10 protein-coding genes are annotated in these 11,754 nt (G+C 73.2%); 4 read left to right on the top strand and 6 right to left on the bottom strand.

The window, feature by feature from the left end:
• Positions 1 to 27 precede the first annotated feature (27 nt).
• The gene (locus tag IPJ59_RS15325; RefSeq protein ID WP_293272287.1) at positions 28 to 1,785 is read left to right on the top strand and encodes a monovalent cation:proton antiporter-2 (CPA2) family protein; all 1,758 of its coding nucleotides are present in this window, start codon (positions 28 to 30) and stop codon (positions 1,783 to 1,785) included.
• Between the two features lie 96 nt (positions 1,786 to 1,881).
• Here the strand turns inward: IPJ59_RS15325 and IPJ59_RS15320 are convergent, their stop codons facing one another.
• From IPJ59_RS15320 to IPJ59_RS15300, 5 genes are all read right to left on the bottom strand, one after another.
• Entirely contained in the window at positions 1,882 to 3,099 is a 1,218-nt protein-coding gene (locus IPJ59_RS15320; protein ID WP_293272286.1) for a pyridoxal phosphate-dependent aminotransferase, read from the bottom strand.
• Positions 3,100 to 3,133: 34 nt separating this feature from the next.
• A complete protein-coding gene (locus IPJ59_RS15315) occupies positions 3,134 to 3,715 on the bottom strand; it encodes an RsmD family RNA methyltransferase (protein WP_293272285.1) in 582 nt (193 codons plus the stop codon).
• Positions 3,716 to 3,916: 201 nt separating this feature from the next.
• On the bottom strand, positions 3,917 to 4,921 hold the full coding sequence (locus IPJ59_RS15310) for a hypothetical protein (RefSeq protein ID WP_293272284.1): 1,005 nt from the start codon (positions 4,919 to 4,921) through the stop codon (positions 3,917 to 3,919).
• 35 nt (positions 4,922 to 4,956) lie between these two features.
• Positions 4,957 to 5,823, bottom strand: a complete 867-nt coding sequence (locus IPJ59_RS15305) for a hypothetical protein (RefSeq protein WP_293272283.1) — start codon at positions 5,821 to 5,823, stop codon at positions 4,957 to 4,959.
• Between the two features lie 119 nt (positions 5,824 to 5,942).
• Positions 5,943 to 6,620, bottom strand: coding sequence for a Coq4 family protein (locus IPJ59_RS15300; protein WP_293251944.1), 678 nt, complete (start codon positions 6,618 to 6,620; stop codon positions 5,943 to 5,945).
• Positions 6,621 to 6,691: 71 nt separating this feature from the next.
• Here IPJ59_RS15300 and IPJ59_RS15295 point away from each other — a divergent pair, with 71 nt between their 5' ends.
• Complete coding sequence (locus tag IPJ59_RS15295) at positions 6,692 to 7,339, top strand: TetR/AcrR family transcriptional regulator (protein WP_293272282.1); 648 nt, start codon at positions 6,692 to 6,694, stop codon at positions 7,337 to 7,339.
• Positions 7,340 to 7,437: 98 nt separating this feature from the next.
• Here the strand turns inward: IPJ59_RS15295 and IPJ59_RS15290 are convergent, their stop codons facing one another.
• Complete coding sequence (locus IPJ59_RS15290; protein ID WP_293272281.1) at positions 7,438 to 9,498, bottom strand: hypothetical protein; 2,061 nt, start codon at positions 9,496 to 9,498, stop codon at positions 7,438 to 7,440.
• A 154-nt stretch (positions 9,499 to 9,652) separates the two neighbouring features.
• Here IPJ59_RS15290 and IPJ59_RS15285 point away from each other — a divergent pair, with 154 nt between their 5' ends.
• Together IPJ59_RS15285 and IPJ59_RS37805 are read left to right on the top strand one after the other, a co-directional pair.
• Positions 9,653 to 10,858: an NAD(P)-dependent oxidoreductase gene (locus tag IPJ59_RS15285; protein WP_293272280.1), complete on the top strand. Its 1,206-nt coding sequence runs from the start codon at positions 9,653 to 9,655 to the stop codon at positions 10,856 to 10,858.
• 46 nt (positions 10,859 to 10,904) lie between these two features.
• Entirely contained in the window at positions 10,905 to 11,231 is a 327-nt protein-coding gene (locus IPJ59_RS37805) for a sirohydrochlorin chelatase (protein ID WP_366524605.1), read from the top strand.
• Positions 11,232 to 11,754: the final 523 nt, after the last annotated feature.

Raw genomic sequence — 11,754 nt, 5'->3', positions numbered from 1 at the left:
CGAGCTCGCGTAACCATCACCGCCGGGATGCAGCTCGCCCAGGCCACGATCTTCCTCGCCGCTGCCGTCGTCGCGGTCCCGGTGTTCAAGCGCCTCGGCCTCGGCGCCGTGCTCGGCTACCTCGCCGCGGGCGTGGCGATCGGCCCCTCCGGCTTCGGCTTCATCCACGAGGTCGACTCCACCCTCCACTTCGCCGAGCTCGGCGTCGTCCTGCTCATGTTCCTCGTCGGCCTCGAGCTGCAGCCCGCCCGCCTGTGGCAGCTGCGCGCCCAGGTGTTCGAGTACGGCGGCCTGCAGGTGGCCGTCAGCGCCGTCCTGCTCGCGCCGATCGTCTGGCTGCTCGGCCTGCCCCCGAGCGCCGCGATCGTCACCGGCCTCGCCCTCGCCCTCTCGTCCACCGCGATCGTCCTGCAGATCCTCGCCGACCGCCACAGCCTCTCCACGCCCCACGGCCACGCCGCGTTCGGCATCCTCCTGTTCCAGGACGTCGCCGCCAGCCCGCTCCTCGCCGTCCTCCCCCTGCTCGGCACGGCCCGCGCCGCCGAGGCCGCCGGCCGCAGCGGCCTCGCCCAGGTCGGCCTCGCCCTCGGCGTCATCGTCAGCCTCGTGTTCGCCGGCCGCTACCTGCTCGGCCCGCTGTTCCGCGTCGTCGCCGGCACCCGCATCCGCGAGCTCTCCGCCGCGCTCGCCCTCCTCATCGTCCTCGCCACCGCCATCCTCGTCGAACAGGTCGGCCTGTCGATGGCCCTCGGCGCCTTCCTGGCCGGCGTGCTGCTCGCCGACTCGCCCTACCGCCACCAGCTAGAGGCCGACATCGACCCCTTCAAGGGCCTCCTGCTCGGCCTCTTCTTCGTCGCCGTCGGCATGTCGGCCCGCCTCGGCCTGCTCGCCGAGCAGCCGCTCACCCTCGCCGGCCTGGTCCTCGCGCTGGTCGCCGTCAAGCTGCTCGCCGTGCTCGTGCTCGGCCGCCTGGTCTTCAAGCTGCCGCGCCACGGCGCCCTCGACCTCGCTATCGCCCTGTCCCAGGGCGGTGAGTTCGCCTTCGTCGTCTGCAGCGCCGCGATCGCGGCCGGCGTGTTCGACCGCCCGACCGCCGACATGCTGATCCTGGTCGTCACCCTGTCGATGGTCACCACCCCGCTGCTCTTCCTGCTGCGCGACCGTCTGTCCCGAGAGACAGCCGCAGATCCGCGCCCCTTCGACACCATCGACGAGGCCCACGGGGTCATCATCGCCGGCTTCGGCCGCTTCGGTCAGATCGTCGCCCGCGTGCTCCGCATGGCCCGCGTCGGCTTCACGGCGCTCGAGGTCAGCCCGACCCAGATCGACTTCGTGCGCCGCTACGGCAGCAAGATCTTCTACGGCGACGCCGCCCGCCTCGACCTGCTCCACGCCGCCGGCGCCCACAAGGCCCGCCTCCTGATCGTCGCCGTCGACGACACCGAGGCCGCGCTCCACATCGTCCAGCACGCGCGCCAGCACTTCCCCCAGCTGCGGATCCTCGCCCGCAGCCGCAACCGCCAGCACAACCACGCGCTCGTCGCCGCCGGCGCCGACACGGTGATCCGCGAGACACTCGTGTCCAGCCTCGAGCTCGCCGAGCAGGCCCTCACCGAGCTCGGCCGCGCCGACGCCCACGAGCTCACCCTCGCCTTCCGCCGCTGGGACGAGCGCGTCCTCGCCGAGCAATTCACCCTCCGCGACAACGAGCAGGCCCTGATCGCCCACGCAAAGCAGTCCGCCGACGAGCTCGAGCGCCTGTTCGAGACCGACGCCCGCGTCTGAGCTTCGCCGCGACGAGACCTCAGGCCCGCGCCGTCGCCAGCCCGCCGATCGCCTCGCCGACGAGCGGCACGAGCTCCGCCGCGCCGCGACGAGACCTCAGGCCCGCGCCGTCGCCAGCCCGCCGATCGCCTCGCCGATCCGCACAAGCCCGGCCCGCAGACTCTCGTCGTCGGTCGCATACGAGATGCGCAGGAACCCGGGCGTGCCGAAGGCCGTGCCCGGCACCGTCGCCACCAGCTTCTGCTCGAGCAACCAGGTCGCCAGCGCCAGATCGTCCGCGAAGGGCGTGCCCGGCCCGAGGTGGCGCGAGATGTCCGCGAACAAATAGAAGGCCCCGTCCGGCGCGAAGGTGTCGACCCCCGGCAGCGCCTGCAGCCCCGCGAGCATGAACTCGCGGCGCCGCGTGAAGGCGGCGTGCATCGCCTGCACCGCCGGCTCGCAGCTCGGGTCGCGCAGCGCGGCGAGGGCCGCCACCTGCGAGGTTGTCGCCGCGCCCGAGGTGACGTGCCCCTGCAGCCGCGACGCCGCCGCGACCACCTTCGCCGGCGCGAGCATGAAGCCGATGCGGTAGCCCGTCATCGCGAAGCTCTTGGACACCCCGTCGATCACCACGATCTGCTCCGTCACCCCGCGCAGCGCCGTGAACGCGCTCGCGTGCACGAAGTCGCCGTACACCAGCCGACGATAGATGTCGTCGACCAGCAGCCAGCACTGCGGCGCCACCCGGGCCATCACCTCGCCGAGCGCCCGCAGCTGGGCCGCGCTGTAGCCGGCGCCCGTCGGGTTGGTCGGGTTGCCGATCACGACGAAGCGCGTCCGCGGGGTCAGGGCCGCCGCCAGATCGTCCGGCTGCAGGCGCCAGCCGTCCTCGCGCCGGGTCGACACGACCACCGGCACGCCGTCCCCGAGCTTCACCATGTCCACGTACGAGACCCAATACGGCGCCGGGATCACGACCTCGTCGCCCGGCGCCAGCGTCACCGCGAACAGGTTGGCCAGGCTGTGCTTCGCCCCGCACGACACCAGCAGCTCGCTCCGCAGCACCGGCCGCTCGTGGTAGCGACCGAGCTCGGCCGCCGCCGCGTCACGCAGCTCGGGCATCCCCGCGACCGGCGTGTAGTGCACCGGCCGCGTGGCCAGGAACTCGGTGAGCGCCGCCGTGACCGCGGCCGGCGGGCGGAAGTCGGGCTCGCCAGCGCTGAAGTTGAGCACCGCCTTGCCCTGCGCCCGCAGCTCGCCCGCACGGGCGGAGATCGCCAGAGTGGGCGACGAGCTCAGCATGCCGGCGCGAGCGTTGGTGGGTAGGTCGATCATCGGCGTCGCCTCGGGGTTTTCGGGTGTCCCCAGCTTAGCGGCTGGAGCCGCCGTCCCAGCGGACAAAATCCACCCCGGCCTGACCGTAGTGACGCGAGGTCTCGACGGTGAACCCCGCCGGCCACGCGGGCAGGCGAGTCGCGCGATCGTACCCGCACACCAGCGTGGCCCCCGGGACCAGCAGACCCCCGCTCAGGCGCGCCGCCACGATCGGCAGCACGGCCGTGGTGATCGCGTAGGGCGGATCGACCAGGACCAGCGAGAAGGGCCCGCCGAGCACCGCCACCGGGCGCAGCAGCAGCTCGCAGGCGTCGCCCGCGAACAGCCGCACCCGATCTTCGAGCGCGAACTCACGGAGCTGCGTCCGCAGGTGGGCAAGCACCTTCGGGTGCTGCTCAAACATCGTGGCCCGGGCTGCGCCGCGGCTCAGCGCCTCGATCGTCAGGGCCCCGCTGCCCCCGAACAGATCGAGCACCACCATGTCCGGGAGCCCGAGGTGCAGGCGATCGAAGATCGCCCCCCGCACCTTCGACCCGGTCGGACGCAGGCCCGCGATCGCAGCCGGCAGCGGCCGAAGCACCCGCCCGCGCAGCGTCCCTGCACCGATCCGTTGCATCGTCCGGGGCCATAGCCCAGCGCGCCCCCTCCTGTAAAGCCGCGCCCTCGGCGCGCCACCTGCCCCCTCGACCTCGGCCGCGCCGATCCACCTGGCCTTGCAGACATGTCCGTGGGGCCAGGCGAAGCGCCCCCCTCAGGACGGAGTCAGCAGCCGAGGCCCCACGGACATGTCCCTGAGGCCAGGCGAGGTCTCACCCGCTCAGGACGGCGCCAGCACCAGCCCGGGCCGGCGCAGCACCGCCGCGACCTCGGCGTGCAGCGCCTCGTCCTCGCGGCTCAGGCGGTCCCAGCCGGCCTTCAGCTGGCGACGCCGACGCACCGCCGCGATCACGACCAGCGGCGACAGGGCGGCGAAGGGCAGCCCGCCAGAGCTGATCACCGGGAACCACACGAAGCGCCCCGTCAGCCCGCTGCGCCACTCGCCGTCGAGCTCCCCGAGGCTGCGGTCGAAGGCCTTGACGAACGCGGCCTCGAAGTTGGTGCCGCGGCGCAGCTCGGTCATCAGCTGGCGCAGGTCGGAGCCGTCGTCGCGGTAGCGGAGGTGGTTCACGAAGTCGCGGGCCGCCGCGTAGCTCACCGTGACCGCGATCGGGTCGATGCCGTGGAAGTTGTCCTCGAGCTGATCGAGCGCCGGCACGCCGGGCCCGAACACCGCGCCCGCGAGGGTCTGGCTGCGCAGCAGATCGATCTCGTTGCCGAAGCTCTCGGCCACGCCCTCGTGGAACCAGCGCGGCAGCTCCTGCCCGCCCGTGGCCCGATACAGGGCGACGTGGGCCATCTCGTGGCGCAGCAGCGAGTCGAGGTCGCTGAGCGAGCCGTCGGGCGCGTGCTTCGAGATCACGATCTCCCCGCTCTCCGAGTGGGCCACACCCGCGGCCCAGCGCGGCATGCCGGTGCCCTCGGCGATGCGCCCCGCGTGGGCCACGAAGTTGATCGTCAGCCGGTCGTCGAGGTCGCCGGCCAGCGCCTTCTCGATCTCCCGCCACGAGCCCGGGATGTAGTCCGCCAGCTCGCGCGCCTCGTCGGCCAGGCTCGGGTCGTAGCGCAGCGTCACCCGCCCGACGATCAGCTCGCTGCTCGCCGTCGACAGCTGCCAGCCCGCCAGCGTGCCCGACTCCGCGTGTGCCACCCCGACGGGGCCCACGAACAGCCCCACGAACAGCCCCACGTACAGCAATACAGCCGCCACGAGCGCGAGGGACAAAGAAATGAACCAGCGCCCGAAACGTGCCGCAAGCGTCATGGCCCCACTGTGAGCACGACCGTCTCGCGGCGCAAGCTGTTGACCACAACCAGCACGATCGCCAGCCCGACGACCACGATCGCCCCGCCAGCGATGAGGCCCGTCTTCACCTTGCGGCTGATCCTCACCTTGCGCTCGCGGGCCCCGCCGCGGACGAGCGCCCGATGTTCCTCCCACAGTACGCCGATGAGGGCCGGCTCACCTGCGGCCTCCTTCCCCCGGAGCGCCAGCTCACGGTCGAGGCGGCAGTCCCGGGGCACCAACACCGGCTCGGGTCGATCGGGCATGTACTCGAGCAGCAGCACCAGGTCGTCGCGACGCTCGCGGCAGATCGCCCGCCCCTCGCCCGCCCCGGCCCGCAGGCGGCGAACCAGCGTCGGCGGCGCCTGCGAGGCCCGGGCGGCGCGCTCGAGCGCGTCGACCACCGCCGTCTCCGCCTTCGAGCCCGGCGCCGAGGGCCCGAGCCCGACCGCCACCGTGACCAGCTCTGGACCCCCATCCTTGATCGCAGCCGTCGGCGCCGGCACCCGCGGCGCCGCGGGCATCCCCTCGGCCGCCGACCGCGGCGTCGACCTGTCCCCAGAGCCAGCCGACCTGTCCTCCGGGCCAGCCGACCCCGACCTGTCCTCCGGGCCAGCCTCTCCCGACCTGTCCTCCGGGCCAGCTGACCCCGACCTGTCCCCGGAGCCAGCCGACCTGTCCTCCGCGCCAGCCTCTCCCGACCTGTCCTTTGGCGCAGGTCCCTCGACCGCGAGCGGCACATCGGCCGCGCGCTCGCTGACCGGCGCCGCGTGCAGCGGGCGCGCCGGCCCGCCCACCGCGATCAGCGAGGAGGCGAGCCAGAGACAGGCGAGGCGGCGCACGGGCCCGCGTTCTCGCGCGCGCGCCCGCGGGTGTCAACCGCGGGCGCCATTCGCCCGCTCCACCGCGTCGTCACCCCCGCACGCCCATCGCGGCGATTATTCCCCCGCCGCAGCCACGCTCACGCCGCCATCGCCGCGACCCGCACGTCCTCGTCACGCACGCCGAAGTGGGCCCGCACCTCCGTGAGCTGCCAGCCCAGCATGCTGGCCCAGTCGGCGCCGAACAGCGGCCGCAAGCTCTGCCCCAGCCGCCAGCCGCGGACGATCGCCTCCATCCGCCGCGTCAGATCCTCCGGCGCCAACAGCAGCCCGTTGAGCAGCCCCGCCGACAGGAGCACCGCGCCCAGCGGTGAATCCAGCTGCGCCATCGTGAACGCCTGCAGCCCCAGCTCGCCCGCGACGTCCGTCTCGAAGCCCAGCACCGTGTGCCACACGTCGTGGGTCCGCTCCATGTGCAGCTTGAAGCGATCGACATCTGTGACGACCTGCTCCGCATCTCTGTGATAGAGCCCGTGCGGATCGAGCCCACGCTGGTCGAGGAAGGCCGCGAAGGCCCGCCCCAGGCTGCCCGCGGGCATCGCCCGCAGCGCCACCAACTCGACCTGGAGCGGCGCCATCGACCCGGCCATATACTCCGCGACTCCCGGCCGACCCAGCATCTCGGTGAGCCCCGGCGGCGGCTCCTTCGGGTCGGCCAGCGCGTCCGCGAGGGCGAACACCAGATCAAGGCGACCCGCGTCGCGGACGAGGCGGATGTACGTGCTTCCAAAGCGCAACAGCTTGACGATCTTTCGCATGGTGGCCTTTCCTTTTTGGCTTGCGAAGAAGATGAGCCTTTGCTCAGATATTCGCCACTCGCGTTCTCCCGATGCCCACCCCCACCCGCCCGAAAGCCCACAAGAAGCGTCCCCAGCCCCGCCGCAGCCCGATCCAGGGTCGAGCCCAGGCGACCGTCGAGGCGATCCTCAAGGCCGCGGCTCAGATCCTCGAGCGCCACGGAGCCGAGGCCGCCACCACCAACGCGATCGCCGAGCGGGCCGGCGTCAGCATCGGCTCGCTCTACCAGTACTTCACCGACCGCGACGCCCTCATCGACGAGCTGGTGCGCCGCCACATCGCCGTCATGAGCAGCGTCCTCGGCGAAGCCCTCGCCGGCATCCGCGACCGCCCGCTGCCCGGCGCGGTCGCCCAGCTGGTCGCCGCCATCGTCGCCGCCCACCGCGTCGCCCCGCGCCTCCACCAGGCCCTCCACCAGTGCGCCGCCCGCCAGGCCAGCGCCAGCATCGACCACTTCGAGACAGAGCTCGAGCTGCGGGTCGGCGAGGCCCTGCGCGCCCGCAGCGAGCTCCGCCTCGCCGCCCCCGAGCTGCTCGGCGCGGCCCTCGTGCAGGCCCTCGGCGGCCTCGTCCGCACCACCCTGCGCCGCGACCCCGAGCGCCTCGACGACCCCGCGATGGCCGCCGCCATGACCGGCATGATCCTCGGCGCCCTCGACCACGCCCCGCGCCACCCCTGACCCGGGCCCTCAGGTCCCTCGCGCCAGCCCGGCCCCGGGCCTCAGGTCCCTCATGCCAGGCCCTGCCCCCCCTCCGGTCCCCTGCGCCCTGCAGCGCCTCAGGTCCCCCGCGCCGGACGCTTGCGCTCCGCGAACCAGCTCCGGTACCGCTGCATCTTCGCCTGCTGCTCGGCCGGCGCCGTGCGCCCGCAGGTCCTCGCCTCGTCGCTCCCCGGCTTCGCGCCCCAGCGCAGCTCCGGGCAGTCGTTCGGGTTGTAGGCCGCCTCGAGCGCGCTCGCCCGCGTCATCAGATCCGCGAGCGTCAGCCCCCACGTCGACCCGTCGCTGCGCCGGTACTCGAAGCGAAAGCGCGGCGCGGCCAGCAGCTCCCCGCGCGCCTGCTCGAGCTTCACGATCAACTCGTCCAGCCCCGGCCCCTCGGTCACCCCGAACACCGCCGGCTGGCGCCGCACCTTGTCCGAGAAGCCGCGCACCACGTCCATCGCGATCAGCAGCCGCAGGTCGCGTGCCGGCGTCGAGTACGACTCCCACGCCCCCGTCGTCTCGAACACCTTGAAGCCCTCCGGCATCGCCACCGTCGCGCCCGGGTTCTTTTTAAAGTAGTCGTCGCCGTTGGCCACCGAGGTCACGCGCACGCGGGCCTGCTCGAACAGCGCCGCCACGGCCTCCTCCTGGGCCAGCAGCGCGTCGCGGGTCCCCGGCGTGATGATGCGCTCCATCGCGTCATAAAAGGCCGGCGCCGCCAGCTCGGCCTGCGCCGGCGATCCATCCCCGTAGCCCGGCGCCCCGGCGATCTCCGCGTCGGTCATCTGCGCCGCCACCCCGTCCCTCACCACCACCGGACGAAAGTTCTTGAACCCCGATCCGCCGAGCCCCGGGTCCGGGTTCCACAGGAAGTTGCCCTCCCAGAACCGCTTGCGCGTGATGCTCCCGTCCGGCTGACCGTCGACCGCGTACAGCACCCCCGGTCGACCACCTGTCCCTTCGAACAGCTCCACCAGCACCAAAATATGCCCGTAGGGATCCGCGTACACCGTGCCCGGCCGCAGCGCCCGGCGATCGAGGCGCACCGGGTACAGGTCGCTGCGCTCGTCCGTCATCGCCACCCGCCCGTTGCCCGTATGCACCCCCCACGCCAGCGTCCGCCGCAGGTAGTACTGCACCGCCCCGAGCTGCCCCGGCTGCGGCCCGGTGCCGTCCTGCGGCGCCGCGTTGTCCGTCCCCTCACCGCAGCGCGGCGCCTTGCCCGGGCTCCCGCGCGAGCAGCCGCGGAACACGAAGGGCAGCCCGCGCTTCCACGCGTAGTACGCCCGCAAGAAGTACGGCACGTCGGCGCAGTCCGGCCGCATCGCCAGCCCGGTCGGGTGCTTCGCGTCCTCGTCCCAGCCGAGCGACCCATGCAGCAGGTTGCGCCCCGCGTCGCTCGTGATCTGGTCGAGCGCCGTGGTCGCCAGGTCGGCCCCGAGCTCGGCGTGGAACAGCTCGCGCAGCCACGCCGAGTACAGCGCCTCCTCGCCCGCGTCCCACCCGCGCACGCTCGGCCACGCCTGATTCCCGGGCGCCGCCGGCGGGGCCTCGCGCGCCGCCGCGGCCCGCACCTTGACCCGCAAGCACGCGCGCCCGACCCCGCCGCGCCCGGCGACCACCGTCAGCTCGCCGGCCTGCGTCGGCGTCAGGCGGACGATCGTCGCCGCCGGCACACCAGTCCGAAAGGACATGTCCGCAGGGACACCCTCCCCCGCCTCCTGCACCCGCGGCCCCGCGTCGACGCGCACGGCGATCGCCGCCTCGTCGTCGAGCGTCGCCGCCAGGATCGTCAGCTGCTGCCCGACCACCGCCCGCTGCGGCACCACCAGCAGCCCGTAGCCCGGATCGTCCTGCGCCGGGCAGCTGCCCGCGTCCGCCGGCCCCGGCCTCGCCGCGACCGCTTGCGCCACCACGCCCGGCCCCGCAGCGCTCGACCCACCAGCGAGACCCGCAACACCCGCGATCCCACCACCGGTCCCCGCACCCGCAGCCGGCGGCCCCGCGCTGCGCTCCTGCCCACCGACCGCCCCGCTCGCCGGCGGCGGCGACGGGCTGGCCGACGGCGCCCGCTCGCCCGCCCCGCAGCCGAGCAGCCACAACGAACCCCACAGCAGTCGCTCCGCGCCACGCACGGCCCCACACATACCGGGATCTCCCGCCCACCGCCAGATCCGCGATCCACCCGCTCCTGCACACCGCACGCCGATCCGCCGCCTGCCAGACACGACCCGCCCACCGCCAGATCCGCGATCCACCGCTCCCCGCGCCTGTGATATCTCTGCGCGCATGCTGGTGCTGATCGCCGACAAGTTCCCGACCCAGGGCCGCGACATCCTGGCCCGCACAGGCGAGGTCGTGTACCGCCCCGAGCTCGGCGAGGCCGACCTGCCCGCCGCGATCGCCGAGACCCGCGCCGACATCCTCGTCGTCCGATCCACCGTCGTCAACGCCGCCGCGATGCAGGCCAGCGCCAACCTCTCGCTGGTCATCCGCGCCGGCGCCGGCGTCAACACCATCGACCTCAAGGCCGCCAGCGCCCGCGGCATCTTCGTCGCCAACTGCCCCGGCAAGAACGCCATCGCCGTCGCCGAGCTCACCATGGGCCTCCTCCTCGCGCTCGACCGCCGCATCGTCGACGCCACCCTCGAGCTGCGCCAGGGCACGTGGAACAAGGGCAAGTTCGGCAAGGCCCGCGGCATCAAGGGCCAGACCCTCGGCCTCGTCGGCTTCGGCGTCATCGCCCGTGAGGTCGCCGTCCGCGCCCGCGCCTTCGGCATGAAGCTCCTCGCCTACGACCCGCAGATGCCCGGCCCCGAGCTCTACGAGCACCTCGGCGTCACCCCCCAGCCGTCCCTCGCCGATCTCCTCTGCGCCGCCGATGTCGTCAGCGTCCACGTCCCCTTCAACAAGGCGACCCACCACCTCATCGGCGCCGAGCAGCTCGCCCTCCTGCGCCCCGGCAGCATCGTCCTCCACACCTCGCGCGGCGGCGTGGTCGACGACGCCGCCCTCGCCGCGGCCGTGCGCAGCGGCCAGCTGCGCGCCGGCCTCGACGTCTTCGAGGGCGAGCCCGCCGACAGCAAGGCCAGCTACCACAGCCTCGCCGCCGACCTCCCGGACATCTACGCCACCCCGCACATCGGCGCCTCCACCGAGCAGGCCGAGGCCGCGATCGCCGAGGAGGTCCTGCGCATCGTCCACGACTACGCCGCCCACGGCGTGGTCCACCACAGCGTCAACCTCGCGGACCGCAGCACCCGCTACAGCCTCGTCATCCGCCACCTCGACCACGTCGGCGTGCTCGCCGGCGTGCTCACGGCCCTGCGCGAGGAGCAGGTCAACGTGCAGAACATGAGCAACATCATCTTCGCCGGCGGCCAGGCAGCCTGCGCCACCATCACCTTCGAGCAGGAGCCCACGCCCGCCCTCCTGCAGCGCCTGCGCGACCACGCCTCGATCCTCGCCGTCGAGCTGCGAGCCGCCCGCGCATGATCGCCGACGCGATCGTCCTGCTCGCCCACGGCAGCCCCGACCCCGACTGGCTCGCCCCGGCAGAGCGCACCGCGGCTCGCCTGCGCCTGCTCAGCCCGCCACGCCGGTCCACGTCGCCACCCTCGAGCACGGGCCCACCCTCGCCGCCGCGATCGCCAGGCTCGCCACGGACCACCGCACGATCGCCGTCGTCCCCCTGTTCCTCAGCCCCGGCGGCAAACACATCAAGCGCGACGTCCCCGCCCTCATCGCCGCCGTCCAGGCCGCATACCCGCAGCTGACCCTCCACCTGAGCCCCGGCGCGATCGGCATGGACGAGCCCGTGCTCGACGCCCTCGCCGCCGCCGCCCTGCGCCGCGCCCAGCTGCCCTGAAGGCCGACCCCTCGCTATCGCAGGTCCGCGAATATCAAGGCACGGACCGGCCTATCACAGCAGGACTCCGCGAGTATCGTGGCACGGACCGGGCTATCACAGCAGGACTCCGCGAGTATCCTCGCTATCACAGCAGGACTCCGCGAGTATCGTGGCACGGACCGGGGCGGGTCCGGCGGGCGCGCGCGTATCCTCGAGAAGCCGGATGTCCGACGGGGGGTTCGCCCTCAGACAGGGCGGGTTCGCCTTTGGAGAACTTCGTTCTCCACGGCGCCCCTTGACTCGGTCGACCCCCCCGTCGGCCCCCCGGCAAGCGAAGCCTCCGCTAAAGGACGGTACGATCGGCGTCGCCGAGGCCGGACCCGCCCCGGCCCTGAGACTCGTAACCTGCCTCTTCGGACAGGAACGAAAGGTGCCACACGGCGACCACAACTCATTCACATTGCATGCATCACGGCGTCGCCGAGGCCCGCCCCGGCCTGAGACTCGCAACCTGCCTCTTCGGACAGGAACGAAAGGTGCC

The sequence above is a fragment of the Nannocystis sp. genome, assembly GCF_016714285.1.
In the GTDB taxonomy this organism is placed as follows: domain Bacteria; phylum Myxococcota_A; class Polyangia; order Nannocystales; family Nannocystaceae; genus Nannocystis.
This window is presented reverse-complemented; position numbering and strand designations above follow the sequence as displayed.